This is a genomic window from Ideonella margarita (assembly GCF_038066635.1).
Taxonomy (GTDB): domain Bacteria; phylum Pseudomonadota; class Gammaproteobacteria; order Burkholderiales; family Burkholderiaceae_C; genus Ideonella; species Ideonella margarita.
In genome coordinates, this window is record NZ_JBBUTI010000013.1 from 81,753 (window position 1) to 107,997 (window position 26,245).

Sequence of the window (26,245 nt, forward strand, 5' to 3'; positions counted from 1 at the left end):
TTCTCCATGTTTGAATACAACCAGCCCGATGCATCGGGCCATTTCGGCCCCTATGGCGGCAGCTTCGTTTCCGAGACGCTGGTGCATGCGCTCGACGAGCTCAAGGCTGCCTACGAGCACTACCGCCACGATCCGGAATTCATCGCTGAATTCAAGAAGGAGCTGGCGCACTTTGTCGGGCGTCCCAGCCCGATCTATCACGCTGATCGCCTGAGCCGCGACATGGGTGGCGCGCAGATCTACCTGAAGCGCGAAGACCTCAACCACACCGGCGCGCACAAGATCAACAACACGATCGGCCAGGCCCTGCTGGCCAAGCGCATGGGCAAGCCCCGCGTGATCGCCGAAACCGGCGCCGGTCAGCACGGCGTGGCCACGGCCACCATCTGCGCCCGCTACGGCCTGGAATGCGTGGTGTACATGGGCAGCGAAGACGTCAAGCGTCAGAGCCCGAACGTCTACCGCATGCACCTGCTGGGCGCCAAGGTTGTGCCGGTGGAGTCGGGCAGCAAGACGCTGAAGGACGCTCTGAACGAAGCCCTGCGTGACTGGGTCACGAACGTCGAAGACACCTTCTACATCATCGGCACCGTGGCCGGCCCGGCGCCGTACCCGGCGATGGTGCGTGACTTCCAGCGCGTCATCGGTGATGAGTGCCTGGTGCAGATGCCCGACATGATCGGCCGCCAGCCTGATGCGGTCATCGCCTGCGTGGGCGGTGGCAGCAATGCCATGGGCATCTTCTACCCGTACATCCAGCACGACAACGTGCGCCTGATCGGCGTTGAGGCCGCTGGCCTGGGTCTGGATTCCGGCAAGCATGCCGCCAGCATCTCGGCGGGCTCGCCCGGCGTGCTGCATGGCAACCGCACCTACCTGCTGCAGGACGACAACGGCCAGATCACCGAGACCCATTCGGTGTCGGCGGGCCTCGATTACCCCGGCGTGGGTCCCGAGCACGCCTTCCTGCATGACATCGGCCGCGCCGAGTACGTCGGCATCACCGATGACGAAGCGCTGGCGGCGTTCCACCGCCTGTGCCGCACCGAAGGCATCATCCCGGCCCTCGAATCGAGCCACGCTGTGGCCTACGCCATGAAGCTCGCCGCCACCATGCGCCCGGATCAGCATGTGCTGGTGAATCTGAGCGGCCGCGGTGACAAGGACATCGGCACGGTGGCCGACGTGTCGGGCGCCGACTTCTTCTGCCGCCCGTCCTGCAAGGGCCAGTCGGTGAAGGGCGGGGCCGAAGCCACGATCTCCTTCCACAAGCAGGAAGGGGGTGCCGCATGAGCCGCATCGCTGCCACCTTTGCAGCCTTGAAGGCCGACCAGCGCAAGGCGCTGATTCCGTACATCTGCGCGGGTGATCCGTTCCCGGACGCCACCGTGGAGATCATGAAGGCGCTGGCCGACGGCGGCGCTGACGTGATCGAGCTCGGCGTGCCGTTCTCTGATCCGATGGCCGACGGCCCCGTGATCCAGAAGGCGGCGGAGCGTGCCCTGTCGCACGGCATCGGCCTGACGCAGGTGCTGGATTACGTGCGCGCCTTCCGCCAGACCCACGCCACCCCCGTGGTGCTGATGGGTTACGCCAACCCGGTGGAGCGCTACGACCAGAAGCACGGCGCCGACGCCTTCGTGCAGCATGCTGCCGACGCGGGCGTGGACGGTGTGCTGATCGTTGACTACCCGCCTGAAGAGTGCGGCGCGTTTGCGGCCAAGCTCGCCACGCACGGGCTCGATTTGATCTTCCTGCTGGCCCCCACCTCGACCGGGGCGCGCATGAAGCAGGTGGGCGAGATTGCCACCGGCTACGTCTACTACGTGTCGTTGAAGGGCGTGACCGGCGCCGGCAACCTGGACACCGACGCGGTGGCCGCCGCTGTGCCGCGCATCCGCCAGCATGTGAAGGTGCCGGTGGGTGTCGGTTTCGGCATTCGCGACGCCCAGACTGCCCAGGCCGTGGGCCGGGTTTCCGACGGTGTGGTGATCGGCTCGCGGCTGATCCAGATCCTCGAAGCCCAAACGCGCGACAATGCAGCCTCGGCGGCCGGTCAATTCATGATCGAGATCCGCACGGCGCTGGACAAGCTCTGACCGAGCCATTTGTCCGACAGACCCGATTCGTTGAGGAGTTCCATCCATGAGCTGGCTTGAAAAACTGCTGCCCCCGAAGATTCAGCACACCGATCCGAGTGAACGTCGCTCGGTGCCGGAAGGCCTGTGGATCAAGTGCCCCTCGTGCGAATCGGTGCTCTACAAGACCGACCTCGAGCAGAACCTGAATGTCTGCCCGAAGTGCGACCACCATCACCGCATCGGCGCCCGTGAGCGTCTGAATGCATTCCTGGACGCCGAAGGCCGCTACGAGATCGGCCACGAAGTGCTGCCGGTCGACGTGCTGAAGTTCAAGGACAGCAAGAAGTACCCGGAGCGTCTGAAGGGCGCACTTGAAACCACCGGCGAAACCGATGCCCTGATCGTGCTGGGCGGCGCCGTGATGAGCGTGCCGGTCGTGGTTGCCGCGTTCGAGTTCGACTTCATGGGCGGCTCGATGGGCTCCGTGGTTGGTGAGCGCTTCGTGCGCGGCGTTGAAACCGCCATCGAGCAGAAGGTGCCGTTCGTGTGCTTTGCTGCCTCTGGCGGCGCGCGCATGCAGGAAGGCTTGTTCAGCCTGATGCAGATGGCCAAGACCAATGCGTCGCTGACGCGCCTGGCCAAGGCCCGCCTGCCGTTCATCAGCGTGCTGACCGACCCGACGATGGGCGGTGTCTCCGCCAGCTTCGCCTTCGTGGGCGACATCGTCATCGGCGAACCCAAGGCCCTGATCGGCTTTGCCGGCCAGCGCGTCATCAAGAACACCGTGCGTGAAGACCTGCCGGAAGGCTTCCAGCGCGCCGAATTCCTGATGCAGAAGGGCGCCATCGACATGATCGTCGACCGCCGCCAGCTGCGTCAGGCCATCGCCAGCCAGCTGGCCATGCTGCAACGCCAGAGCGCTGACGCGGTCGCCTGACCGCCAGATTGCCTGCCCCCTCCAGCCGCCCCGGCCGGCCCGCCTGTACTGGCGTTGGCAGCCGGGGCGGCGGTTTGTTGAGCCCACGATCACCATGACCCTGCCCACCACCCTGGCCGAATGGCTGGCCCACTGCGAACGCCTGCATCTCATCGAGATCGACATGACCCTCGACCGGGTCAAGGTCGTGAAGGAACGACTGGATCTGCAGTTCGAGGTGCCCGTCATCAGCGTGGCCGGCACCAACGGCAAGGGCTCGACCTGCGCCATGCTCGACAGCATCGCCCGCGCCGCCGGCTACCGGGTCGGCGTGTTCAGCAAGCCGCACCTGGTGCACTTTGAAGAACGCTGCCGAGTGAACGGCGAGATGGTGACGGGCGACAGCCTGGTGCCCCACTTCGCGGCCGTTGAAGCGGCGCGTGGCGACATCACGCTCACCTATTTCGAGTTCACGTTTCTGGCGATTGCACGTCGCCTGGCGTCCGAGCCACTCGACCTGGTCATCCTGGAAGTGGGCCTGGGCGGCCGGCTTGACGCCGTGAATGCCTTTGACGCCGATTGCTCGGTGATCACCAGCATCGACATCGACCACGTCGCCTTTCTCGGCCCGGACCGCGAAAGCATCGGCCGCGAGAAGGCCGGCATCCTGCGGACAGGGCGCCCGGCCATCATCGCCGACCCGGTGCCTCCTGACAGCGTGCTGGCCGTGGGCGAGGCAGTGGGCGCTGATCTGTGGCTGGTCGGCCGCGATTTCAACCAGTCCGGTGATCGGCAGCAGTGGAGCTGGAGCGGCCGCGGCCGGCGCTATCACGCGCTGGCTTACCCGGCACTGCGCGGCGCCAACCAGCTGCTGAACGCGGCAGGCGCCATCGCGGCGCTGGAGGCCCTGCGCGACCGCGTGCCGGTGACGGCGCAGGCCGTGCGGGTGGGTCTGTCGCTGGTCGATCTGCCTGGCCGCTTCCAGATCGTGCCCGGCCAGCCGGCCCTGGTGCTGGATGTGGCGCACAACCCGCAGAGCGTGTCGGCCCTGGCCCTGAACCTGGACCAGATGGGCTTCTTCCCGCGCACCCGGGTGGTGTTCGGGGCGATGCACGACAAGGACCTGCACACCGTGGTGCAACGCCTGGCGGCGCTGGCCGACGAGTGGTACCTGACCGATCTGCCGCTGCCGCGCGCTGCCAAGGCAGGCGAGCTGGCGGAGATCGTGGCGGCCCACGGCGGGGCGCGCGCCACCCACAGCACCCATGCCAGCCCGGCCGACGCACTGGCCGCGGCCGTATCAGCCAGCGACCCCGCTGATAGAATCGTGGTCTTCGGCTCGTTCTATACCGTGGGCGGCGTGCTGGAGAAGGGTTTGCCCCGTTTGAGCGCGCCCCACCGGGCTTGATTGCTCACCCGATGGGGCTGGCTTGAGTGGGCCAGCAGGCTCTCCCGAGCAGGCCGGGAACATCGATGCAACCGGCAATCCGGCGGGTTGCATCGTCCAAGATCGCCCCGACATTGCCACGCATGGGTCTGCTTTCGAAATTCAAGTTCGGCAACGCCGACAAGCGCTCCAACGCTGCCGCTGATGCTGCCGACGTGGTGCGTGACGCCCGCCTGAAAGCCCGCCGCCGCCTGATTGGCGCGGCCGTGTTGCTGGGCGCCGGCATCATCGGTTTCCCGCTGCTGTTCGAAACCCAGCCTCGCCCGATCCCGGTCGACATCCCGATCGAGATTCCCTCGCGCGACGGTGTGTCGCCGCTGGTGCCGCCGTCGATGCGCCAGAACCCCAATTCGCCTGATCGCGTGGCCTCGCCGCCGCCGATCGAGCCCAGCGCTTCCGAAGCCGCTGAAATGGCTGCTCGCGGTGAGCGTACTGAACGCGAGGTGATCGAGCCGGTCGTCAAGCCGAGCCAGGCGCAGCTGGCATCGGCCCCGGCCGCACGCGCCTCCGAAAAGAAGGTTGAGGCCAAGCCGGCAGAGAAGAAGCCGGAACCGAAGCCCGAGGCCAAGCCGGTCGAGAAAAAACCGGAGCCCAAGCCCGAGCCGAAGCCGGTCGAGAAGAAGCCCGAGCCGAAGCCGGCTGAAAAGAAGCCCGAACCCAAGCCCGCCGAGAAGAAGCCGGAGCCCAAGCCTGACGCGGCAGCAGACAGCGGTCGCTTCGTGGTGCAGATCGGTGCGTTTTCCGAGGTGACATCCGCCCGTGAGGCCCGCCTGAAGGTGGAGGCCATGGGCCTGAAGACCTACACGCAGGTGATCGAGTCGTCGTCGGGTCGCCGCATCCGTGTGCGCGTGGGGCCGTACCCCACCAAGGCCGAGGCTGACAAGGCCGCCAGCCGGATCAAGTCCGGTGGCTTGCCTGCGGCTGTGCTGGTGCTTTGAGCGCGGCTGGACCCAGCATGTTGACTTTGCCCCCCGTCGATTGGTTTCTGGCCGGCGTGCTCGTCGTGTCGGTGCTGATCGGCGTGTGGCGCGGTCTGCTGTTCGAGGTCATGTCGCTGGCCGCCTGGCTGCTGGCCTGGCTGGCCGCCCGGCACTACGGCGCCGAGGTGTCGGCCGCCTTGCACATCGAGCCACCCGAGTCGGTGAAGGCGCTGGTCGCGGGCTTTGTGCTGGCCTTTGTGGTCACCCTGATTGCCTGCGGGCTGCTGGCCCGTTTGCTTCGGCTGCTGGTGGCAGCCACACCGCTGAGCCTGATCGACCGCGTGCTGGGCGCGCTGTTCGGTCTGGTACGCGGTGTTCTGATTTTGCTGGTGTTGACGAGTGTGCTGATGTGGACACCGGTGGCGAAGTCGCCGCTGTGGGCCGAAAGCCGGGGCGCTGCCTGGTTGCAGATCGTGTTGCTGGAATTGCAGCCGTTTCTGCCAGAAGGCCTGGGCCAACACCTGAAAACCTGATTCCCTGATCTTTTCGAACTCTTTCTAGAACGGACTCTCACATGTGCGGCATTGTTGGCGTGATCTCCAGGCAGCCAGTCAACCAGCTCATCTATGACGCCCTGCTGCTGCTGCAGCATCGCGGGCAGGACGCGGCCGGCATCGTCACGATGCAAGGCACCAAGTGCTTCATGCACAAGGCGCGTGGCATGGTGCGAGACGTGTTCCGCACCCGCAACATGCGGGCGCTGCCGGGCACGGTGGGCCTGGGCCAGGTGCGCTACCCCACGGCCGGCAACGCCTACAACGAGGAAGAGGCCCAGCCCTTCTACGTGAACGCGCCGTTCGGCGTGGTGCTGGTGCACAACGGCAACCTGACCAATGCGCATGCCTTGAAGACGGAGCTGTTCGACATCGACCGTCGCCACATCAACACCGAGAGCGACACCGAGGTGCTGATCAACATCCTGGCCCACGAACTGGAACTGGCTGCGCGTGATCTGCCGCTGTCGCCCGAGGAAGTCTTCAAGGCCGTGGCCGCGGTGCACCGCCGCGTGAAGGGCTCTTACGCCGTGGTGGCCTTGATTGCCGGTTACGGCCTGCTGGCTTTCCGCGACCCGTACGGCATCCGTCCGTTGTGCTTCGGCACCCAGGTGGGCGCTGACGGCCACCAAGACGTGATGGTGGCCAGCGAGTCGGTGGCACTCGAAGGCAACGGCTTCAAGCTGGTGCGCGACGTGCAGCCGGGCGAAGCCATCTTCATCGACACCAAGGGCGAGCTGCACAGCCAGCAATGCGCCGAGAACCCGACGCTGAACCCGTGCATGTTCGAGTACGTGTACCTGGCCCGGCCGGATTCGGTGATCGACGGCGTGTCGGTTTACCAGGCCCGTCTGAACATGGGCGAGACGCTGGCTCAGCGCCTGATCTCCACCATGCCGCCGTCCGACATCGACGTGGTGATTCCGATTCCGGAATCCAGCCGTCCTTCGGCGATGCAGCTGGCCCAGAAGATCGGCAAGCCGTACCGCGAAGGCTTCGTGAAGAACCGCTACGTTGGCCGCACTTTCATCATGCCGGGCCAGGGCGTGCGCAAGAAGAGCGTGCGTCAGAAGCTCAACGCCATCGGCGTCGAGTTCAAGGGCCGCAATGTGCTGCTGGTCGATGACTCCATCGTGCGCGGCACCACCAGCAAGGAAATCGTGCAGATGGCCCGCGAGGCCGGTGCCAACAAGGTCTACATGGCTTCGGCCGCGCCGCCGGTGCGCTTCCCCAATGTCTACGGCATCGACATGCCGACCAAGGAAGAGCTGATCGCCCATGACCGCAGCATGGAAGAGATCCGCCAGTTCATCGGCGCCGATGCGCTGATCTACCAGGATGTGGACGCCATGAAGCGCGTCGTGAATGCCCTGAACCCGGGTATCCGCGGTTTCGAGGCCTCGTGCTTCGACGGCACCTACATCACCGGTGACGTGACGGCCGAGGACTTCGAAACCATGAAGGCCCAGCGCGCCTCGCAGGGCGAAGAGCTGGAAGCTGGCGACCGCAGTCGCCTGGCCTTGCAGAACGGCACCGGGGGCGCCTGATGAGCACTGGCAAGAAGATGTTGCCCCGGGTGAGCTTGCCGGCCGATGCGCGACTGGAAACCCTGGCGCTGCGTGAAGGCCTGCCGCCTTCGCAATGGGGTGAAAACTCCGAAGCGCTGTACCTGACCAGCAGTTTCGTGCATCCGGACGCGGCCACCGCGGCGCGCCGGTTTGCCGACGAGGAAGAGGCCTTCACCTACAGCCGCTTCACCAACCCGACGGTGTTGATGATGGAGCGCCGCCTGGCAGCCCTCGAAGGCACCAGCGGCTGCATCGCCACGGCCAGCGGCATGTCCGCCATCCTGTTGCTGGTGATGGGCCTGCTGAAGGCGGGCGATCACGTGGTCTGCTCGCAGAGCGTGTTCGGCTCGACCATCAAGCTGCTGCAGGACGTGATGGGCCGGTTCGGCATCGAATCGACCTTCGTGTCGCAGACCGACGTGGCGCAGTGGCAGGCCGCGATGCGCCCGAACACGAAGCTGCTGTTCGCTGAATCGCCGACGAACCCGCTGACCGAAATCTGTGACATCGCCGCGCTGGCTGACATCGCCCACGCGGGCGGCGCCTGGCTCGCGGTCGACAACTGCTTCTGCTCGCCTGCCTTGCAGCAGCCGGTCAAGTTCGGTGCAGACTTCATCATCCACTCGGGCACCAAGTACCTCGACGGCCAGGGCCGGGTGATTGCCGGCGCCGTGTGCGGCCCGGCTGAGCTCATCCAGGCCAAGCTGATGCCGGTGCAACGCTCGGCCGGCATGACGCTGTCGCCGTTCAACGCCTGGATCGTGCTGAAGGGCATGGAAACGCTGGCCGTGCGCATGCAGGCCCAGAGCGAGCGGGCGCTGCAACTGGCTGAATGGCTGGAAGCACACCCGGCCGTGGCGCGCGTGCACTACCCGGGCCTGAAGTCGCATCCGCAACATGCGCTGGCGATGGCCCAGCAGGGCGGCAGCGGCGCAGCCGTGGTGTCGTTCGACGTGATCGGGGAGGGCGCTGACGCCCTGCGCGCCAACGCCTTCTCGGTGATCGATGCGACGCAGGTGTGCTCCATCACCACCAACCTCGGCGATACCAAGACCACCATCAGCCACCCGGCCACCACCTCGCACGGACGTCTGTCAGAAGCGCAGCGCCAGGCCGCCGGCATTCAGCAAGGCCTGATCCGCGTGGCGGTTGGCCTGGACCACATTGACGACCTGCGCGCCGACCTGGCGCGTGGTCTGGACGCATTGAAGAACCGCGCATGACCCGCAAAATCCGCACCCGCATCGCCCCGTCGCCCACCGGCTTCCTGCACCTGGGCACGGCCCGCACGGCCCTGTACTCGTGGGCCTATGCCCGTCACTTCGGTGGTGAGTTCGTGCTGCGCATCGAGGACACCGACGTGGCCCGCTCCACCCAGGATTCGGTGGAGCAGATCCTGCAGTCCATGCACTGGCTGGGCCTGAACTACGACGAAGGCCCGATCTACCAGATGCAGCGTCTGGACCGCTATGCGGAAGTGATCGAGCGCATGCTGGCTGAAGGCACCGCCTACCGCTGCTACAGCACGCCGGAAGAGCTGGACGCGCTGCGCGAAGGCCAGAAGGCTCGCGGTGAAAAGACCGGCTATGACGGCCGCTGGCGCCCGATGCCGGGCAAGGTGCTGCCGGCCGTGCCCGAAGGCGTGAAGCCGGTGATCCGCTTTGCCAATCCGCTCGACGGCGTGGTGACCTGGGACGACGTGGTGAAGGGCCCGATCAGCATCAGCAACCGCGAGATCGACGACCTGATCATCGCGCGCGCCGATGGTGTGCCGACCTACAACTTCGCCGTGGTGGTCGACGACGTCGACATGGCCATCACCCATGTGTTCCGGGGTGACGAGCACATCAACAACACGCCGTGGCAGATCAACATCTACCAGGCCCTGGGCGCTGAGCTGCCCACCTTCGGTCACCTGCCGGTGATCCTGGGTGACGACGGCCTGAAGCTGTCGAAGCGCCGCGGCGCCGTGGCGGTGTCGGCCTACGAGGACGAGGGCTACCTGCCCGAAGCCATGCTGAACTACCTGGCGCGTCTGGGCTGGAGCCACGGCGACGACGAGATCTTCAGCGCCGAGCAGATGGTGCAGTGGTTTGACGGCACGCACCTGTCGAAGAGCCCGGCCATGTGGGATGCCACCAAGCTGGCGTGGGTCAATGGCCAGTATGTGAAGCAGGCCGATGACCAGCGCCTCGCGACGATGGTGGCCACGCAGTTCAACAAGCGCGGTTTGCCGGTGCCGGAGGCGCAAGCCCTGGCCGCCATGTGCGCGCTGTTCAAGGACCGCTGCCACACCACGGTCGAACTGGCCGACTGGCTGGCCATGTTCGTGGCGCCGGTGCAGCCTGCCGAGGCCGATGTGGCCCAGCATGTGACCGAGGCCGTGAAGCCGGCTCTGGCTGCACTGGCCACCCGGCTGGCCACCGCCACCTGGGACAAGCCCAGCCTGAACCAGGCCATCAAGGACACCATCGGCGAGTTCGGCATCAAGATGCCTCAACTGGCCATTCCGGTGCGGGTGCTGGTGTGCGGACGCGCGCAGACGCCGTCGGTCGATGCGGTGCTGGCGCTCTTTTCTCGCGAAGAAGTGATCAGGCGCTTGCAGACTGCTTGAAAAGCGGTATATACTCTTGGTCTTGCTTGAACGGCGAAATGCTTTGAGCAAAGCGGCTTGAAAGAGCAGTTTTGATTGAAGCGCCCGAGCAGAGAGAATTTTTCAGGCAACTGAAAAGATTGATCTGACACACGGGGGTATAGCTCAGCTGGGAGAGCGCTTGCATGGCATGCAAGAGGTCAGCGGTTCGATCCCGCTTACCTCCACCATTCTCGGTGGCGCCGTTGAAGCAGAATGAATTTGAGTTCTTGGCGCCCTTCGTCTAGAGGCCTAGGACACCACCCTTTCACGGTGGCTACAGGGGTTCGAATCCCCTAGGGCGTACCAAACAAGCTTCAGCAATGAAGCACAGGTTGTTGAGTACCTGGTGGCAGTTGAGATACTGCCGTGAAAATCAGCACCACTGCGGAGTGGTAGTTCAGTTGGTTAGAATACCGGCCTGTCACGCCGGGGGTCGCGGGTTCGAGTCCCGTCCACTCCGCCACCAAACAGCAGAGCCTGCTGGATGAGAGTCCTGCAGGTTCTTTAGTTTGTGATTGATGTCACCTCGGTTCACGGGGGTATAGCTCAGCTGGGAGAGCGCTTGCATGGCATGCAAGAGGTCAGCGGTTCGATCCCGCTTACCTCCACCATCTTCCCGGGTGACATCAAGGCAAATTGAAAGTCCGTGGCGCCCTTCGTCTAGAGGCCTAGGACACCACCCTTTCACGGTGGCTACAGGGGTTCGAATCCCCTAGGGCGTACCAGATTCGCTTCAGCAATGAAGCACAGGCCGTTGAGGGCCTGGCAGCAGTTGAGATACTGCCGCGAAACTCATCACCACTGCGGAGTGGTAGTTCAGTTGGTTAGAATACCGGCCTGTCACGCCGGGGGTCGCGGGTTCGAGTCCCGTCCACTCCGCCAAGGTTTTGCGCCCTTCGTCTAGAGGCCTAGGACACCACCCTTTCACGGTGGCTACAGGGGTTCGAATCCCCTAGGGCGTACCAGATTGCTTCAGCAATGAAGCACAGGCCGTAGAGGGCCTGGCAGCAGTTGAGATACTGCCGCGAAACTCAGCACCACTGCGGAGTGGTAGTTCAGTTGGTTAGAATACCGGCCTGTCACGCCGGGGGTCGCGGGTTCGAGTCCCGTCCACTCCGCCACCGTTTTTCAAGAACCCGCCCGGTCACCCGGCGGGTTTTTTGTTGTCTGAATGCAGCGTGCGCAGGCCATGCGCTCCCGTCGCGCACGGCGTGCCTTCATTCCTTGGTCTTCAGCGGCTGCCACAGCCCCGTCACCATCGACGTGCCCAGCAGGATGACCCCGCAGGCCAGCAGCATCGTGCTGCTCACCGATTCGTCCAGAAGCAGCCAGCCCCACACCACGGCAAACGCCGGGATCAGGAAGGTCACGCTGATGGCGTTCGACGCGCCCAGCCGGCCAATCAACCTGAAGAACAGCACATAGGCCACGCCGGTGCACAGCAGGGCCAGCAGCAGCGCCGCGCCCCAGGCGCGCACCGGCGCCGGGCTGGCCGGCCAGGTCCACAGCATCGGGCCGACCAAGACCAGCGCGGCCGACAACTGGCTGCCGGTGGCCAGCGCCATGGGTGGTACGCCCGACAGACGTCGCTTGGTGAAGTTGGCAGAAAAACCGTACATCGCCGTGGCCGCCAGACAGGCCAGCACTGCCAGCGCCGGTGACGCGCCGCCAGCATCGGCCTTCAGGCCGGCCTTGTCCCCCGCCAGCCACAGCACCCCGGCGAAGCCGATCCAAAGGCCGAGGGTGCGGTTGCGCCCGGGTGCATCCTTCAACCACAGCCAGCCGATGAGGGCACCCCACAAAGGCGTGGTGGCATTGAAGATGGCCGAAAGCCCGCCAGTGATGGCCAGCGCGGCATAACCGAAACACAGGAAGGGCAGTGCGGAGTTGGTGATGCCCACCAGAAAGATCGGCCGCCAGTGCTGCCGCAAAGCGCCCCATTCACCCCGGGCGAGCAGCAGCGGCAACAGAAATGCCGATGCCCCGAGCACCCGCACCCCGGCCAGGGCCCAGGGCCCGAAGGCCGGCACGGCGACGCGCATGAACAGGAAGGAGGCGCCCCAGATGGCGGCGAGGGTGAGCAGTTCGATCAGATCACGGGTTTTCATGCAGTCAAGCCAGACATGCCACTGGTGGCGGGGTATGGGATCAGGGAGGGCGCGCGCATGGCCACCCCCTCCAGTTCAAGCAGTGCCACCTTGCGGTCGAGCCCACCGGCATACCCGGTGAGGCTGCCGTTGGCGCCCATCACCCGGTGGCAAGGCACCAGCACGCTGACCGGGTTGCGGCCAACCGCAGCGCCCACCGCGCGCACGGCCTTCGGGCGGTCCAGCGCGCGGGCAATGTCGCCGTAACTCACGGTGGCGCCCGGGGCGATCTGCCGCAACTGCCGCCACACGGCGAGCTGGAACGCCGTGCCGGCCAGGTCCAGCGGCAAGGTGGCCAGGTCCCCCGCATCACCGGCGCCTTGCCAGTAGCGGTCGAAGGTGCGGGCCGTCGCCAGCAGCCAGCGGTGGTTCGCGTCATTCTTCGCATGCAACTCACCCGGGTGGTGTTGCTGCCCGTCGAACCAGCAACCGCCGAGGCCGGCTTCGGTGCAGGCGATCAGCATGGTGCCCATTGGTGTCTGGAGCTTGGTCTGGGCCGCCCAGGGGCGTGGCGATGTGGTCATGTGTTGGCCTGCGGCGGTGTATCAAGGTGAAGCGAGGTGAGGGCGGCGGTGCGCGCTGGCGCCGTAGCTGATGGGGGCTTTGGCGCGGCCACGGGCAGCTGTTGCCACAACTGCAGCACCGCATACGAGCGCCAGGGGCGCCACGCCTCGGCCATGGGCACCGACGCCGCGGGCTTCAGGCCCCCCAGCGCGTTGATGACGCCGATGTCACTGGCCGGAAATGCGTCAGGCCAGCCAAGCACACGCATCGCCACCAGCTCGCAGGTCCAGGGGCCGATGCCCGGCAGGCTCTGCAGGTTCTGCAGCGTCTGTTCCATCGGCTCGGAGCGGTCAAGGTGCAGCACGCCTTCAGACACGGCGCGGGCCAGGGCTTGCAGGGCGCCGACGCGGGTGCGCACGATGCCCAGCTCGCCGATGTGAGCCGGATCCGCCTCTGCCAGCGCCTGCGCGGTTGGGAAGAGGTGTGTCAGGCCTTCGTGCGGCGTACTCACCGGCTCACCGAAGCGGCGCACCAGCCGCCCCGCCAGGGTGCAGGCCGCAGCCACCGTCACCTGCTGGCCGAGGATGATGCGCACGGTGGTCTCGAACCCGTCCATGCAGCCGGGCACGCGCAGGCCGGGCCGCATGCCGCCGGGCAGGTTCTGCAAGGCGGCGTCGATGCTGGTGGTGTCGGTGTCAACGTCCAGCAGGTGTCGCACCCGGCGTCGCACCGCGCCCAGCGCCGGTGCGAGGCTGGCGCTGACGCCGACGCGGGCGGCGCCGCGGGTCTCGTCCAGCGTCAGGCTGATCCAGCCGGTGAGGTGGGTCTGCAGGTGCGGCACACGCAGGGTCCGGCGCCACACGCCCTCGGCATGGGCTTCCACGCCGGGCAAGGGCCGATTGGCCAGAAACTGGCGCATCGCGGCCACGTCATAGGGCGCGCGCCAGGGCAGGGTCAGGGTGACGTCACCAGCGTCATGCGCTGTGACCGGGGCGGTTTTGGCGTTGCGTGGCTCACCCGCCTTGCGCAGCGCACCGGGGGCCAGGCGGTAATGGCTGGCAAAAGCATCGTTGAAGCGCCGCAGGCTGCCGAAGCCGCTGGCCAGCGCCACCTGGGTCACGGGCAGCCGCGTGTCGGTCAGCAATTGCTTGGCCAGCAGCAGGCGGTGGGTGGTCAGCCAGTCGATCGGCGAAACATCAAATTCCGCGGCAAAGATGCGCCGCAGGTGGCGGTCGGTCACACCCAGGCGCCCCGCCAGATCGGCCAGCGACACGGGCAGGCCGTCGGCCACGGCCCGCTCGATCATGCTGGCGGCCGTGCGCGCCAGGGTGCGGCTGGTGTCGGTGAGCGACAGTCCTGGCGCGAGCTCAGGCCGGCAGCGCAGGCAAGGGCGAAAGCCGCCCTGCTCAGCCGCTGCGGCATGCGGGAAAAACCGGCAGTTCTCGGCGCGTGGCACACGCACCCGGCACACTGGCCGGCAGTAGATGCCGGTGGAGGTAACCCCGACGAAGAACCGGCCATCGAAGCGCGCATCGCGGGTGCTGAGCGCGCGGTAGGCGGCGTCGGATTGCAGCGGGGTGTCCGGGGTGCTCATGGCGCCATGATAGGCGGGCAGGCCATCCAGACTAGCCATTTCCGGACCTCTGCCTGAGCCGCCGCGCCGGGGCGGTTTGCGTGCCTACATGGCCTTGAACAAATGCACGTAGGCGCGTGACACCGGCCACTCCTTGTCGGTGCCATGCAGCTTCAGCCACAGTCGGCTGGCGTCGTCGCGGCGGGTGGCGTGCAGCTTGTCCACGTTGATGAGGGTGGAGCGGTGAACCTGCCAGAACTGCTCACCGTCCAGCCGCTGCGCGAGCTCGGCAATCGCCATGCGGATGATGTGCTCGCGGCCGGCCGTGTGCACCACCGTGTACTTCTCATCGGCCTCGAAGCACAGCACGTCGTCCACCGCGATCTGGTAGGTGGTGTCACCGGCACTGGCACGGATCCAGCGCAGCGGTGCTGCTGCCGGTGCGCTCTCGCCCGCGCCCGGGGCTGGTCGTGATTGCAGCTGATGCAGCGTGCGCGAGAGTTGCCCATCGTCGCCAGCCGCAGCATCTGGGGAAGCTGCCAGCGCGGCCTTCAGGCGAGCGACCGTTTGCTGCAGGCGTTCCCGCCCGACCGGCTTGAGCAGATAGTCCAGCGCTTCCTGCTCGAAGGCCTGCACGGCGAACTCGTCGTAGGCGGTGACAAACACCACCCGCGTCGTGCCCTCAATGCCTTGCGCCACCTCCAGGCCCGTCCGGCCCGGCATGCGGATGTCGAGGAAGGCCACGTCCGGCGCCAGCTCGCTGATGCGCTGCGTGGCTTCGATCCCGTTGCGCGCCAGCGGCAGCAACTCGAGCTCGGGCCACAGGGTGCGCAATTGTTCGGCCAGAAACCGGGCCAGTGCGGGTTCGTCGTCGGCGATCAGGGCGGTGGGTGCGCGCATGGTCTTGAAGGCAGGCTGGTCGGTGGAATGTAGCGCGGTGCGGTCAGGCTGAGGGGGCAGCAGGCAAGGCTGGCAGCGGCAAGGTCAGGCGTGCGCACACGCCGCGTCCGGCTTCGCCTGGTGCCAGGGTCAGGCTGGCGTCCGTGCCGAACTGTTGCCAGAGCCGTTCCCGGATGTTGGCCAGTGCCGTGCCGGAGCCGGCGGTGCCCGCGTTCCGGGTCAGCCCCAGGCCATCATCGATCACCTCGATGATGAGCGTGCTGCCCTCGGCGCGGGCATGCACCTGCAGATGGCCGCCCTCCACCTTGGGCTCCAGCCCGTGGCGGATGGCGTTTTCCACCAGCGGCTGAATGAGCAGCGCTGGCAGCGGCAGTGGCAGCAGCGTGGCCGGCACGTTGATGTCGACCGTGAGGCGGTCTTCCATGCGGTGGCTCAGCACATCGACAAAGGCCCGCACCAGCGTCAGCTCGTCGGCCATCGTGCGGTTGTCCTGGCGCAGGCCGCCCAGCGAGGCCCGCAGGTAGGCGATGAAGCTCTCCAGCAGGGCGCGGGCGCGGGCCGGTTCCACCTCGATCAGCCCCACCACATTCGCCAGGCTGTTGAACAGGAAATGCGGCTCGATCTGGCCCTGCAGCAGCTTCAGGGCTGCTTCGGCGGCCTGCTGCTCGGCGCGCAGCTGGCGGGCCTTCAGCGTGAAGCCGCCCCAGAACAGCAGCCCGATCATCGTGGACAGCAGCAGGCTGGCCGCCACGGTATTGGCATCACCGTCACGCAGCACCCACAACCAGCCGGCGTCTGCCCACGACAGGCCGAGCGGCATGCCCACGGCCACACCCACCAGGGGAATGCCGGAAAAGTAAAAGCCGCGCGCCCGGCGGCCCATGCGGCGCAGGCGTGGCAGCCCGATCACCGCCCGCGACAGCACATGCAGCAGGTGGATGGTGATGCCGATGGCCAGGCTGATGCGCAAGTTGATGACGTACCACTCCAGCCATCCGTCCAGATTGCGCCACGCGCCTTCGCCGCCGGCAAACATGGCGAAGCCGAGGATGGTGAAGCCCGCGGCGCACGCCAGGCTGAAGACCAGCGTCCACAACCACAGCATCCATCCTGGCCCGGTGTGCTTGAAATCCTGCGCCCACCAGGAACGCCAGGACGCGTGGAGTTGCGATCTCAGGCTGTGCCGAGGCCATGAGGCGGCTGTGGTGTGTGTCGAGTTCATGCGGGCCAGTTTAGGCAGGCGGAGCATGCGGAAGGGCGCACGCGCGCCGAATCGACATTGCACGCGACGAATCGACGGCGCGCCACCCCAAAGGATTGCAGTGATGATGTAACTGGCGGCTCCTACAATGCCCCCAACAGCGCGTGTGCGCACCATCGACCCCGAAGAAAGCACCCCTCATGCAAGTCAACGCATCGATTTTCAAGGCCTATGACATCCGCGGCATCGTCGGCACCACGCTCGACGAAACCCTGGCCGAACACCTGGGCCGGGCCTTCGGCACCGAGGCCATCAAGGCCGGTGAAAAGGCGGTGGTGGTCGGGCGTGACGGTCGTGTGTCGGGCCCGGGCCTGGTGGCGGCCCTGATGCGCGGCGTGGCCTCGACGGGCCTCGACGTGGTGGACATCGGCGCAGTCACCACGCCGATGGTTTATTACGTGGCGGCCACGCGCGCCAAGTTCGGTTGCAGCAGCGGCATCCAGGTCACCGGCAGCCACAACCCGAAGGACTACAACGGCTTCAAGATGGTGCTGGCCGGCCGCGCCATCTACGGCGAAGAGATCCAGGGCCTGAAGCGTCGCATCGAAGCCGAGGACTACACCACGGGCAAGGGCCGCATCGGCCAGATGGACATCGTGCCCGAGTACACCCACCGCATCACCAGCGACTGCAAGCTGTCGCGCCCGATGAAGATCGTGGTTGATTCGGGCAACGGTATCCCGGGTGCCACCGCGCCGGCCATCCTGAAGGCGCTGGGCTGCGAGGTGATCGACCTGTACTCGAAGGTCGACGGTGACTTCCCCAACCACCACCCGGATCCGTCGAAGCCCGAAAATCTGGCTGACCTGATCAAGGTGGTGCATGCCACCGACGCCGAACTGGGCCTGGCCTTTGACGGCGACGGCGACCGCCTCGGCGTGGTCACCAAGGACGGCCAGATCATCTATCCGGACCGCCAGCTCATCTTGTTCGCGCGCGACATCCTGACCCGCGTCAAGGGCGGCACGATCATCTATGACGTGAAGTGCACCCAGCGCCTGGCACCGGCCATCGAAGCCGCCGGCGGCAAGCCGCTGATGTGGAAGACCGGTCACTCGCTGGTCAAGGCCAAGCTGAAGGAAACCGGCGCCCCGATCGCCGGCGAAATGAGCGGCCACATGTTCTTCTCGGAGCGCTGGTACGGCTTCGACGACGGCATGTACACGGCCGCTCGTCTGCTGGAAATCCTCTCGCGTCACGACGATCCGAGCGCCGTGCTGAACGCACTGCCCACCAGTTTCAACACGCCGGAATTGAACGTGGCCTGCGCCGAAGGCGAGCCGCCGCTGGTGATTGCCAAGATCCTCGAGACCGCGAAGTTCCCGGGCGCCACCATCACCACCACCGACGGCCTGCGTGCCGACTATCCGGACGGCTTTGGCCTGGTGCGCGCGTCCAACACCACCCCGGTGCTGGTGATGCGCTTCGAGGGCCACACGCCCGAGGCCATGCACCGCATCGAGGCTGATTTCATGGCCGTGCTGCGCGCCGTGAAGCCGGACGCTCAGATCGCTGCGGCCGCGCATTGAGCGGTTTCTTGAACGACCGTTTGAGCATGACCAGGCGGTGGTGCTGGTGAGCTGGCAAAGCGCACTGGCCCGCTTCGGCTACAGCACGCTGCTGCGCCTGGGTACGCCTGTTTACCTGGCCCGCCTGTGGTGGCGCGGCCGCCTGGAGCCCGGCTATCGGCATGCGCTGCTCCAGCGTTTCGGCTGGGGCCTGCCTGCGGTGACGCCGGGGGCGGTGTGGCTGCATGCGGTGTCGCTGGGCGAGACCCGCGCCGCCGCTGCCCTGGTGCAGGCCCTGCGTGACCGCCGCCCCGGCGTGCGCTTCATCTTCACCCACGGCACCGCCACGGGCCGCGAGGCCGGACATGCCTTGATGCAGCCAGGGGATGTGCAAAGCTGGTTGCCGTTCGACACGCCGGGCGCGGTGCGCCGCTTCCTGCGCACCACCCAGCCCGCCGTGGGCGTGCTGATGGAAACCGAGATCTGGCCGAACCTGCAGCAGGCGGCCCGGCAGCAGCAGGTGCCCATGGTGCTGGCGAATGCCCGCCTGAGCGAGCGCAGCGCCCGCAAGGGTGAGCGCATGTCGGCCCTGATGCGGCCTGCGGCCGAGGCGCTGAGTGTGGCGCTGGCCCAGACCGCCGACGACGCACGGCGCCTGCGTGACGCGGGCGTGCCGAAGGTCGAGGTGGTGGGCAACCTGAAATACGACCTGCAGCCACCCGCCAGCCAGCAGGCGCTGGGCCAGCAGTGGCGCGCACTGGTGCAGTCGGCCGGGCAGCGCCCGGTGCTGGCCGTGGCCAATACCCGTGACGGCGAAGAGGCGCAGTTGCTGGCGGCCTGGGCCGAGTTGCCTGCGCCGCGGCCGCTGCTGCTGATCGTGCCTCGTCACCCGCAGCGGTTTGACGATGTTGCCCGCATGGTCGAAGCCGCTGGCTTCACCCTGCGCCGCCGCAGCACTTGGGCGCACACGCCACCTGCCGATGCGCTGGGCAGCGATGTCGACGTGTGGCTGGGTGATTCGCTCGGCGAGATGGCCGTGTACTACAGCCTGGCCGATGTGGCGCTGTTGGGCGGCAGCTTCCTGCCGCTGGGTGGCCACAACCTGATCGAGGCGGCGGCCAACGGCTGCCCGCTGATGATGGGGCCGTCGACCTTCAATTTCGCCGAAGCCGCTGAGCTGGCGCTGGCTGCCGGGGCCGCGCAGCGCGCCCCCGATATGCGTGCCGCGCTGCAGGCCGCGCTGGCCTGGCTGGCAGCCCCCGCCAGCCGTTCAGCAGCGGTGCAGGCCGCGCAGCAGTTTGCGGCGGCTCACCGCGGTGCTGCGGCGCGCATGGCCGCAGCGATCAGCGCCTGGCTTTGAGGCGCCGGAGGTTCAGCGCGCCAGCAGCGCGTTGATGTTCTGCACGTCCTGCGCGGTCAGCTGGCCAGCCGCCTGACGCAGCTTCAGCCCGCCCATCACCACGTCGTAACGGGCCTTGGCCAGGTCACGCTGGGTCTGGAACAGCTGGGTCTGGGCGTTCAGCACGTCCAGGTTCACCCGCACACCCACCTTGTAGCCCAGCTGGGTGGCTTCGAGCGCCAGCTTGGTGGACGACTCAGCGGCTTCCAGCGCCTTCACCTGCGCCAGACCGGACTGCACACCCAGGAAAGCCGAGCGTGCGCCCTGCGAGACCGAGCGGCGAGCGCCTTCCAGGTCATAACGGGCCTTGTCTTCCAGCAGCAGCGTTTCCTTGATGCGGTTCTGCGTGGCGAAGCCGGCGAACAGCGGCACGTTCAGGGTCACGGCCACGGCGGCGTTGGTGCCGGTGCCCGAGATGCTGTAGGGGGCCACGGCCGTGTCACCACTGACCGACACCTTGTTCTTGCCGTAGCTGCCCGTCAGGCCCACGGTGGGCAGATGGCCGGCGCGGGCCTTTTCGGTTTCCAGCTTGGCCACATCCAGGGCCAGGCGAGCCTGACGCACCGAGGTGTTGTTGTCGTCAGCCGTTTGCACCCAGGTGTCGATCTGTGCGGGCTGCACCGGCGGCAGGGCCACCGGCAGGGCCAGCGGCGCCGGCTTCAGGCCGCTCTGGCCGACGGTCTGCTCCAGCGCCAGCTGCTTCACGCGCAGGTCGTTTTCGGCGACCAGTTCCTGGGCCAGCACCAGGTCGTACTTGGCCTGGGCTTCACGGGTGTCGGTGATGGTGGCGGTGCCCACTTCGAAGTTGCGCTTGGCCGAGGCCAGTTGCTCGGCCGCCGCCTTCTTGTTGGCCTGCACCGTGCCCAGCGCATCGGTGGCAGCCAACACATCGAAGTACGCCTGCGACACGCGCACGATCAGGTCTTGCTCTGCCGCGGCCAGCTGGGCTTGCGCCACTGACACGGCGCGCTCGGCCTGGTCGATGGTCAGGCCGTTGGTGCGGTTGAACAGGCTCTGCTGGGCCGACAGCGTGATGGCGCGCGACGTTGTGTCAGTGCTCCGGGTTGACGAGTACGGCGTGTCGGCTTCCGAGCGGCTCAGACCAGCGCTCAGGCCCACGCTCGGCAGGATCAGCGCCTGGGCCTGGTCGGCCTTGGCGCGGGCGGAATCGGCCTGGGCCACGGCGCCCAGGTAGGTCGCGTCGAAGCCGCGGGCGGCTTCATACAGCGTCTGCAGGTTCTGCGCCTGGGCAGGTGCGCTCAGGGCCATCACGGCGGCAGCCAGCGGGCTCAGCAGGGCGGCACGGAACAGCGGGGAGCGGTGGAGATGCGTCATGGAGGCTTTCCTCTGGCTTGGGATCAATGAGTGAACGGTTGTCGGGGTGGCATCTGGCGTGCGCGATCAGCGCAGGGTCAGTAACGCGCCACGGAGGGGTCGACGTGGACGGACCAGGCATCCGTGCCGCCGGCGAGGTTGTACGCGCTGGCATGGCCGTGATGCATCAGGAATGCGACGACCTGCGCGCTGCGCATGCCGTGATGACAAAAAGCGACCACAGGCTGCAGCGGGTCCAGCTCCGCCAGGCGCGCCGGCACCTGGTTCATGGGGATGTGCAATGTGGTCACGCCCGACAGCTGCAGTGGCGCAAGCGCCACTTCCCAGGCTTCGCGCACGTCCAGCAGCACGGGTGAGCGTGCCGCTTCGTCTTGAAGAAACGATGACAGTTCCTGGACGTGCAGCGTGTTCATCAGAAGCTGAAGCGGGTGGGTTCGGCGAAGCCGTCGAGGCGCTGGGCCACGGTGTCGAACAGCTCGACGCGGCTGAAGGCGCCGGCAGCCTGGCGGGTGAACAGCGTGGCGCGCATCACGGGCAGGGCGCCGACGATGGCGATCAGGCGGCCGCCGTCCTTGAGCTGGTCCAGCAGGGCTTGCGGCACCGAAGCCACCGAGCCCGACAGCACGATCACATCGAACGGGCCTTCGGACGGCAGACCGGCATGGCCGTCGGCTTCGAGCACGGTGACGTTGCTCAGGCCGGCGCGCTTGAGGTTGTCGGTGGCCATGCGGACCAGGGCCGGGCGGTTGTCCACGGTGAACACATGCTGGGCGCGGTGGGCCAGCAGCGCGGCCATGAAGCCGGAGCCGGCGCCGATTTCCAGCACCTTCTCATGGCGCTGCACCTTGGCTTCCTGCAGCAGGCGGGCCTCGACGCGCGGGGCCAGCATGGTCTGGCCTTCCGGCAGGGTGATCTCGGCGTCCACGAAGGCCAGCGCCTTCTGCGCCACGGGCACGAAGTCTTCGCGCTTCACGGCGGCCAGCAGGCCCAGCACGCCAGCGTCCAGCACATCCCAGGGGCGGATCTGCTGCTCGATCATGTTGAAGCGGGCTTGTTCGATGTTCATCTCGGTGTCCTTCGGGGGTGGGCTGAAGCGCTGCCAACAGGACGGCGGCGCTCGAATCAACCCTTCATTTTATGCGGGTTCACCCCTGTGCTGAGTGCCAAATCGGCGCCGTGCCCACCGGGCCAGATCGTCGAGGTAGCAATAGATCACCGGCACCACCACCAGCGTCAGCACCGACGAGGTGATGACGCCGCCGATCACCGCCTGGCCCATGGGCGCGCGCTGCTCGGAGCCCTCCGTCAGGGCGAAGGCCAGCGGCACCATGCCGAAGACCATGGCCAGCGTGGTCATCAGGATCGGACGCAGCCGCACATGGGCGGCCTGCAGCAGAGCGGCTGAGCGCTCCATGCCGTCCGCCCGCAGGCGGATCGCGAAATCGAGCAGCAGGATGGCGTTCTTGGTCACCAGGCCCATCAGCATCACCACGCCGATCACCGAGAACATGTTCAGGGTGGAGCGCCAGATCAGCAGCGCGCCCACCACGCCGATCAGCGTCAGCGGCAGCGAACTCATCAGGGCCAGCGGCTGCAGGTAGCTGCGGAACTGGCTGGCCAGGATCATGTAGATGAAGATCACGCCCATCAGCAGGGCCGACACCGCATAACCGATCGATTCCTGCATGTCTTTCACCGAGCCGCCGAAGCGGTAGCTGTAGCCCGGTGGCAGCGGCTTGCTGGCCAGCAGGGTGCGGATGTCGGCCGAGACTTCGCCCAGCGCGCGGCCGCTGGTGTTGGCGGTCAGCTCGACCTCGCGGTTCATGTCGCGGCGGTTGATCTGGTTGGCCAGGGTCGACGGGCGCAGATCGGCCACCTGCGGCAGGCTGACCATGCGGGCTGAACCATCGGCGTTCGTTCCGGCGAGTAGCGACAGCCGGGCAAGGTCAGCTGCATCTTCACGCTGCGAGGGGTGCAGCCGCACACGCACGTCGTAGTTGCGGCCATCGGGCGCGCGCCACTGGCCCACCACGCTGCCCGTCACCAGGTTGCGCAGGTGGCTGGTGATGCTGGCCACCGACAGGCCCAGATCGGACGCCGCGTCACGCCGCACATCCACCGCCACGGTGGGCTTCTCGGGCTTCATGCTGGTGTCCAGATCGACCAGCCCGGGAATGGCCTGCAGGTCCTTCGACAGCTGTGCCGAGAGCTTCTGCAACTGCGCAAGGTCTTGACCCTGCATCGACAGCGAAATGGGCTTCTGCCCGCCCACCGCATCCAGCAGGCCGACGTGGGTGACGGTGATGCCGGGCACGCTGGCCAGCCGTGCGCGCAGCGGCTCGGAGAACTGATCAACGCTGCGGCTGCGATCTTTCCGGTCCACCAGGCGCACATAGATGCTGACCTGGTTGCGGCCCAGCGCCTGGCCCGTGTTGATGGTGGCCAGCGTGTAGCGCACCTCCGGCAATTCACGCAGGATGGCGTCGACCTGCGCGGTGCGCTCACGCGTCACTTCCAGGCTGGCACCCACCGGGGTGTAGAAGCTGACGGTGGTCTCGGAGAAGTCGGCCTTGGGCACGAACTCGGTGCCGAGCTTGCCCACCAGCAGCACCGCCAGCACGAGCGTGGACAGGGCGATCAGCAGCGTCTTGCCCTTGTGCGTCAGCGACCAGCTCAGTGCACGCTCGTAACCCCGCGCCAAGGCCTTCGAGCCACGGTCAACCCAGTGCGTGACGCGCCCCAGCGTGTGGTCATAAAGGTTGCGTGGCACGAAGGGCTGGCCTTCGCGGTCGATGGCCGGGTCATGCCAGACGGACGACAGCATCGGGTCGAGCGTGAAACTGACGAACATCGAGATCATCACGGCCGAGACGATGGTCAGCCCGAACTCGTGGAAGAACTTGCCGATGATGCCGCCCATGAAACCGATGGGCAGGAACACCGCCACGATCGACAGCGTGGTGGCCAGCACGGCCAGGCCAATTTCCTGGGTGCCGAACAGCGCGGCGTCGTGCGGGCTGCGGCCCATCTGCACATGCCGAACGATGTTCTCGCGCACCACGATCGCATCGTCGATCAGCAGGCCCACGCAGAGCGACAACGCCATCAACGTGATCATGTTGATCGTGAAGCCGAAGGCGTGCATGAACAGGAAGGTGCCGATCAGCGAGATCGGCAGCGTCAGGCCGGTGATGACCGTGGAGCGCCACGAGTTCAGGAACAGGAACACGATGCCGATGGTCAGCACCGCACCTTCGATCAGCGTGCGGCGCACGTTGTTCACCGAGACCCGGATCGGGCGCGAGTTGTCGCGCACCACCTGCAGGGTCATGCCCGAAGGGGCTCGGGCCTGCAAGTCAGCCACCACGCCGCTCAGGCCGTCCACCACGTCGATGGTGTTTTCGCCCTGGGCCTTCAACACGTCGAGCGCCAGGGTGCGCTCACCGTTGTACAACGCCAGGCTTTCGACTTCCTCGGGGCCGTCGACGATGTCGGCCACCTGCGACAGGCGCACCGGCTGGCCATTGCGCCGCGCGACGATGAGCTCGCCCATCTGCGCCGGGCTGGTGAAGCGCCCGTCGATCTGCACGATGCGCTCGGTATCGGCGCCGCGCAAGGTGCCGGCCGGCAGGTTGCGCGTCTCGGCCTTCACCGTGTTGAGCACGGCATCCGCGCCCAGGCCGAAGGCTTGCAGCGCGTCGGGCTTGAGGTAGATGTTCACCTCGCGGCGGGCGCCGCCCACCAGCGTGACAGAGCCCACGCCGCGCACGTTCTCCAGCCGCTTCTTCACCACCTGGTCGGCCCAGGTGGTGAGCTCGGACGGGCTGCGCACGCCACCCGGTGAGGTCAGCGCCAGGCTCCAGATCGGGCGTGAGGCCGGATCGAACCGCTGCACCCGCGCTTCCTTCACCTCGTCAGGGAAGTTGGAGCGCACCAGTGCGATCTTCTCGCGCACGTCATCGGCCGCCTTGCGCCCGTCGAGCTCCAGGTTGAACTGGATGATCACGACCGAGGTGCCTTCGTAGCTGCGCGAGGTCAGCTGGCTGATGCCGGCGATGGTGTTGACGGCTTCTTCCACCTTGGTGGTCAGCTCGTTCTCGACGATTTCGGCCGAGGCGCCCGGGTAGTCGATCGACACCACCACGGTCGGAAAGTCGATGTTCGGAAACTGGTCGACCTTCAGGCGCTGCAGCGAGAAGCTGCCCAGCACCACGAGGGCCAGCATGACCATCACGGCCATCACCGGGTTGCTGATCGAGACGCGGGTGAACCACATGGTGCGGGCCTGCTCAGCGGGCAGCCGTGGAGGCTGCTGGCGCGGTGTTGGCCGACGACGCGGGGGCTGATGGCGCTGCAGGCGCCCGCACCGGCGTGCCGTCGGCCACCAGACCGGCGCGGCCGGCCAGCACGCGGCTGCCGTCCTTCACGCCCGTGAGCACCTCGGTGACCGGCACACCTTGCACAAGGCCCGTGACGCCCAGCGTGACCGGCCGTTGCCGCGCCACCTGGGTCTCGTCGATGACGATGAGGTAGGGCTGCGGCTGATCAATGCGGATGGCCGAGGTCGGCACGGTCAGCGCCTCGCGCTCACCCGTCATCAGGCGGCCCCGCGCGAACAAGCCCTGGCGCAGGCCCGGCTGCCCCATCACTTCCAGATAAGCCGAGACGGTGCGGCTGCCAGCCGCAGCGCTCGGATTGATGCGCGCCAGCTTGGCGGCCACCGGGGCGGCCTGGCCTTCAACCTCGAGCAGGGCCTTGGCGCCGATCTTCAGGGCGGCAGCGTCTTGCGGCGGAATGGCGGCTTCGAGGTCGAGCACCGACAGATCCACGATTTCCACGATGCGGCCGTCCAGCGGCACCCGCTCACCCGGCTGCGCCAGGCGCTGCGCCACCCAGCCGGCAAACGGTGCCAGCAGCTGCGCATCATTGCGTGATTTGCGTGCCAGCTCGGTCGCGCTCTGTGCGGCCTGCAGGCTGGCGCGCGCACCGTTGGCATTGGCCACCGCCGTGTCCAGCGCGGTGGTTGAAATGAAGCCCTGGTTGACCAGCGCACGGTTGTTCGCCAGCGCGCGTTCCGCCACATCGAGCTGCGCCTTCGCGGCTTCGGCCTGCTGCTCGGCCTGTCGCAGTCGCAGGTCGAACTCGGTCGGGTCGATCTGGCCCAGGAGTTGGCCGGCGCGCACGGCGTCGCCTTCGCGCACACTCAGGCTCTTCAATTCACCTGCCACCTTGGCCTTGATGACCGCCGACTGCCGGGCCTTCAAGCTGCCGTTGAGCTCGATGCTCGATTGCATGGTGGCCCGGCTGACGCTGGTCACATCGCCAGCCGCCAGCTGCAAGGTGGCGATGGCCGGTGCACTCGCTGCCCCTCTGTCGGTTCCGGTGGCGGGTGCGCTGGCAGCGGTGGCCGCGCCATTGCCGCCACGGTGGGTCGCCACCCAGGCGGCTGCGGCCACCACGCACAGGCCAGCGGCCCAGATCACAGGTTTTTTCATGG

General features: G+C 66.9%; 21 protein-coding genes and 8 tRNA genes. 19 read left to right on the plus strand and 10 right to left on the minus strand.

Annotated features, from left to right (window positions below):
• Positions 1-6: 6 nt before the first annotated feature.
• The 17 genes from trpB (at position 7) to AACH00_RS17230 (ending at position 11,242) form a co-directional block, all read left to right on the plus strand.
• On the plus strand, positions 7-1,293 hold the full coding sequence (trpB, locus tag AACH00_RS17150) for a tryptophan synthase subunit beta (protein WP_341400404.1): 1,287 nt from the start codon (positions 7-9) through the stop codon (positions 1,291-1,293).
• A complete protein-coding gene (trpA, locus tag AACH00_RS17155; RefSeq protein ID WP_341400405.1) occupies positions 1,290-2,099 on the plus strand; it encodes a tryptophan synthase subunit alpha in 810 nt (269 codons plus the stop codon). The genes trpB and trpA overlap by 4 nt, the downstream gene beginning before the upstream one ends.
• Before the next feature lie 46 nt (positions 2,100-2,145).
• On the plus strand, positions 2,146-3,018 hold the full coding sequence (gene accD, locus AACH00_RS17160) for an acetyl-CoA carboxylase, carboxyltransferase subunit beta (protein WP_341400406.1): 873 nt from the start codon (positions 2,146-2,148) through the stop codon (positions 3,016-3,018).
• A gap of 94 nt (positions 3,019-3,112) precedes the next feature.
• A complete protein-coding gene (folC, locus tag AACH00_RS17165; RefSeq protein ID WP_341400407.1) occupies positions 3,113-4,405 on the plus strand; it encodes a bifunctional tetrahydrofolate synthase/dihydrofolate synthase in 1,293 nt (430 codons plus the stop codon).
• Between the two features lie 122 nt (positions 4,406-4,527).
• A complete protein-coding gene (locus AACH00_RS17170; protein WP_341400408.1) occupies positions 4,528-5,382 on the plus strand; it encodes an SPOR domain-containing protein in 855 nt (284 codons plus the stop codon).
• Positions 5,383-5,399: 17 nt separating this feature from the next.
• Positions 5,400-5,897: a CvpA family protein gene (locus tag AACH00_RS17175; RefSeq protein ID WP_341400409.1), complete on the plus strand. Its 498-nt coding sequence runs from the start codon at positions 5,400-5,402 to the stop codon at positions 5,895-5,897.
• 41 nt (positions 5,898-5,938) lie between these two features.
• Complete coding sequence (purF, locus tag AACH00_RS17180) at positions 5,939-7,465, plus strand: amidophosphoribosyltransferase (RefSeq protein ID WP_341400410.1); 1,527 nt, start codon at positions 5,939-5,941, stop codon at positions 7,463-7,465.
• Complete coding sequence (locus AACH00_RS17185; protein ID WP_341400411.1) at positions 7,465-8,709, plus strand: O-succinylhomoserine sulfhydrylase; 1,245 nt, start codon at positions 7,465-7,467, stop codon at positions 8,707-8,709. Before purF ends, AACH00_RS17185 begins: the two co-directional genes overlap by 1 nt.
• Positions 8,706-10,100: a glutamate--tRNA ligase gene (gltX, locus tag AACH00_RS17190; RefSeq protein WP_341400412.1), complete on the plus strand. Its 1,395-nt coding sequence runs from the start codon at positions 8,706-8,708 to the stop codon at positions 10,098-10,100. The genes AACH00_RS17185 and gltX overlap by 4 nt, the downstream gene beginning before the upstream one ends.
• A gap of 133 nt (positions 10,101-10,233) precedes the next feature.
• A tRNA-Ala gene (locus AACH00_RS17195) sits at positions 10,234-10,309 on the plus strand.
• 42 nt (positions 10,310-10,351) lie between these two features.
• Positions 10,352-10,427, plus strand: a tRNA-Glu gene (locus AACH00_RS17200).
• 80 nt (positions 10,428-10,507) lie between these two features.
• Positions 10,508-10,584: transfer RNA gene (locus tag AACH00_RS17205), tRNA-Asp, on the plus strand.
• A gap of 72 nt (positions 10,585-10,656) precedes the next feature.
• Positions 10,657-10,732, plus strand: a tRNA-Ala gene (locus AACH00_RS17210).
• Positions 10,733-10,770: 38 nt separating this feature from the next.
• Positions 10,771-10,846 (plus strand) — tRNA-Glu (locus AACH00_RS17215).
• Between the two features lie 80 nt (positions 10,847-10,926).
• Positions 10,927-11,003, plus strand: a tRNA-Asp gene (locus AACH00_RS17220).
• Between the two features lie 7 nt (positions 11,004-11,010).
• Positions 11,011-11,086, plus strand: a tRNA-Glu gene (locus AACH00_RS17225).
• A 79-nt stretch (positions 11,087-11,165) separates the two neighbouring features.
• A tRNA-Asp gene (locus AACH00_RS17230) sits at positions 11,166-11,242 on the plus strand.
• 96 nt (positions 11,243-11,338) lie between these two features.
• Here AACH00_RS17230 and AACH00_RS17235 read toward each other — a convergent pair.
• From AACH00_RS17235 to AACH00_RS17255, 5 genes are all read right to left on the minus strand, one after another.
• Positions 11,339-12,229, minus strand: a complete 891-nt coding sequence (locus AACH00_RS17235) for a DMT family transporter (RefSeq protein WP_341400413.1) — start codon at positions 12,227-12,229, stop codon at positions 11,339-11,341.
• Entirely contained in the window at positions 12,226-12,792 is a 567-nt protein-coding gene (locus tag AACH00_RS17240) for a methylated-DNA--[protein]-cysteine S-methyltransferase (protein ID WP_341400414.1), read from the minus strand. Before AACH00_RS17240 ends, AACH00_RS17235 begins: the two co-directional genes overlap by 4 nt.
• Positions 12,789-14,366 (minus strand): Ada metal-binding domain-containing protein, encoded by a 1,578-nt coding sequence (locus tag AACH00_RS17245; protein WP_341400415.1) that lies wholly within the window; start codon positions 14,364-14,366, stop codon positions 12,789-12,791. The genes AACH00_RS17240 and AACH00_RS17245 overlap by 4 nt, the downstream gene beginning before the upstream one ends.
• Positions 14,367-14,450: 84 nt before the next feature.
• Entirely contained in the window at positions 14,451-15,245 is a 795-nt protein-coding gene (locus AACH00_RS17250) for a LytR/AlgR family response regulator transcription factor (RefSeq protein ID WP_341400416.1), read from the minus strand.
• A 43-nt stretch (positions 15,246-15,288) separates the two neighbouring features.
• On the minus strand, positions 15,289-16,350 hold the full coding sequence (locus AACH00_RS17255) for a sensor histidine kinase (RefSeq protein WP_341400417.1): 1,062 nt from the start codon (positions 16,348-16,350) through the stop codon (positions 15,289-15,291).
• Positions 16,351-16,646: 296 nt separating this feature from the next.
• Here AACH00_RS17255 and AACH00_RS17260 point away from each other — a divergent pair, with 296 nt between their 5' ends.
• Both AACH00_RS17260 and AACH00_RS17265 read left to right on the plus strand, forming a co-directional pair.
• The gene (locus AACH00_RS17260) at positions 16,647-18,035 is read left to right on the plus strand and encodes a phosphomannomutase/phosphoglucomutase (protein WP_341400418.1); all 1,389 of its coding nucleotides are present in this window, start codon (positions 16,647-16,649) and stop codon (positions 18,033-18,035) included.
• Positions 18,036-18,081: 46 nt separating this feature from the next.
• Positions 18,082-19,374, plus strand: coding sequence for a 3-deoxy-D-manno-octulosonic acid transferase (locus tag AACH00_RS17265; protein WP_341400419.1), 1,293 nt, complete (start codon positions 18,082-18,084; stop codon positions 19,372-19,374).
• Between the two features lie 12 nt (positions 19,375-19,386).
• Here AACH00_RS17265 and AACH00_RS17270 read toward each other — a convergent pair whose 3' ends face one another.
• The 5 genes from AACH00_RS17270 to AACH00_RS17290 form a co-directional block, all read right to left on the minus strand.
• On the minus strand, positions 19,387-20,748 hold the full coding sequence (locus AACH00_RS17270) for a TolC family outer membrane protein (RefSeq protein WP_341400420.1): 1,362 nt from the start codon (positions 20,746-20,748) through the stop codon (positions 19,387-19,389).
• A 77-nt stretch (positions 20,749-20,825) separates the two neighbouring features.
• Entirely contained in the window at positions 20,826-21,161 is a 336-nt protein-coding gene (locus AACH00_RS17275) for a rhodanese-like domain-containing protein (protein WP_341400421.1), read from the minus strand.
• The gene (locus AACH00_RS17280; protein ID WP_341400422.1) at positions 21,161-21,814 is read right to left on the minus strand and encodes a protein-L-isoaspartate O-methyltransferase family protein; all 654 of its coding nucleotides are present in this window, start codon (positions 21,812-21,814) and stop codon (positions 21,161-21,163) included. The genes AACH00_RS17275 and AACH00_RS17280 overlap by 1 nt, the downstream gene beginning before the upstream one ends.
• A 69-nt stretch (positions 21,815-21,883) precedes the next feature.
• Positions 21,884-25,024 carry an efflux RND transporter permease subunit gene (locus tag AACH00_RS17285; RefSeq protein ID WP_341400423.1) on the minus strand — a complete coding sequence of 1,047 codons (3,141 nt, stop codon included), beginning with the start codon at positions 25,022-25,024 and terminating at the stop codon, positions 21,884-21,886.
• A gap of 13 nt (positions 25,025-25,037) precedes the next feature.
• Positions 25,038-26,243: an efflux RND transporter periplasmic adaptor subunit gene (locus AACH00_RS17290; RefSeq protein ID WP_341400424.1), complete on the minus strand. Its 1,206-nt coding sequence runs from the start codon at positions 26,241-26,243 to the stop codon at positions 25,038-25,040.
• Positions 26,244-26,245: the final 2 nt, after the last annotated feature.

Excerpts from the sequence above, each read along its gene's own strand:
- AACH00_RS17245 (WP_341400415.1), bottom strand. The coding sequence starts at position 14,366 with ATGAGCACCCCGGACACCCCGCTGCAATCCGACGCCGCCTACCGCGCG.
- AACH00_RS17170 (WP_341400408.1), top strand. The coding sequence starts at position 4,528 with ATGGGTCTGCTTTCGAAATTCAAGTTCGGCAACGCCGACAAGCGCTCC.
- AACH00_RS17255 (WP_341400417.1), bottom strand. The coding sequence starts at position 16,350 with ATGCTGTGGTTGTGGACGCTGGTCTTCAGCCTGGCGTGCGCCGCGGGC.
- AACH00_RS17285 (WP_341400423.1), bottom strand. The coding sequence starts at position 25,024 with ATGTGGTTCACCCGCGTCTCGATCAGCAACCCGGTGATGGCCGTGATG.
- trpB (WP_341400404.1), top strand. The coding sequence starts at position 7 with ATGTTTGAATACAACCAGCCCGATGCATCGGGCCATTTCGGCCCCTAT.
- accD (WP_341400406.1), top strand. The coding sequence starts at position 2,146 with ATGAGCTGGCTTGAAAAACTGCTGCCCCCGAAGATTCAGCACACCGAT.
- AACH00_RS17185 (WP_341400411.1), top strand. The coding sequence starts at position 7,465 with ATGAGCACTGGCAAGAAGATGTTGCCCCGGGTGAGCTTGCCGGCCGAT.
- AACH00_RS17290 (WP_341400424.1), bottom strand. The coding sequence starts at position 26,243 with ATGAAAAAACCTGTGATCTGGGCCGCTGGCCTGTGCGTGGTGGCCGCA.
- purF (WP_341400410.1), top strand. The coding sequence starts at position 5,939 with ATGTGCGGCATTGTTGGCGTGATCTCCAGGCAGCCAGTCAACCAGCTC.
- AACH00_RS17250 (WP_341400416.1), bottom strand. The coding sequence starts at position 15,245 with ATGCGCGCACCCACCGCCCTGATCGCCGACGACGAACCCGCACTGGCC.
- AACH00_RS17280 (WP_341400422.1), bottom strand. The coding sequence starts at position 21,814 with ATGAACATCGAACAAGCCCGCTTCAACATGATCGAGCAGCAGATCCGC.
- AACH00_RS17270 (WP_341400420.1), bottom strand. The coding sequence starts at position 20,748 with ATGACGCATCTCCACCGCTCCCCGCTGTTCCGTGCCGCCCTGCTGAGC.
- gltX (WP_341400412.1), top strand. The coding sequence starts at position 8,706 with ATGACCCGCAAAATCCGCACCCGCATCGCCCCGTCGCCCACCGGCTTC.
- AACH00_RS17235 (WP_341400413.1), bottom strand. The coding sequence starts at position 12,229 with ATGAAAACCCGTGATCTGATCGAACTGCTCACCCTCGCCGCCATCTGG.
- AACH00_RS17260 (WP_341400418.1), top strand. The coding sequence starts at position 16,647 with ATGCAAGTCAACGCATCGATTTTCAAGGCCTATGACATCCGCGGCATC.
- AACH00_RS17175 (WP_341400409.1), top strand. The coding sequence starts at position 5,400 with ATGTTGACTTTGCCCCCCGTCGATTGGTTTCTGGCCGGCGTGCTCGTC.
- AACH00_RS17240 (WP_341400414.1), bottom strand. The coding sequence starts at position 12,792 with ATGACCACATCGCCACGCCCCTGGGCGGCCCAGACCAAGCTCCAGACA.
- AACH00_RS17275 (WP_341400421.1), bottom strand. The coding sequence starts at position 21,161 with ATGAACACGCTGCACGTCCAGGAACTGTCATCGTTTCTTCAAGACGAA.
- folC (WP_341400407.1), top strand. The coding sequence starts at position 3,113 with ATGACCCTGCCCACCACCCTGGCCGAATGGCTGGCCCACTGCGAACGC.
- trpA (WP_341400405.1), top strand. The coding sequence starts at position 1,290 with ATGAGCCGCATCGCTGCCACCTTTGCAGCCTTGAAGGCCGACCAGCGC.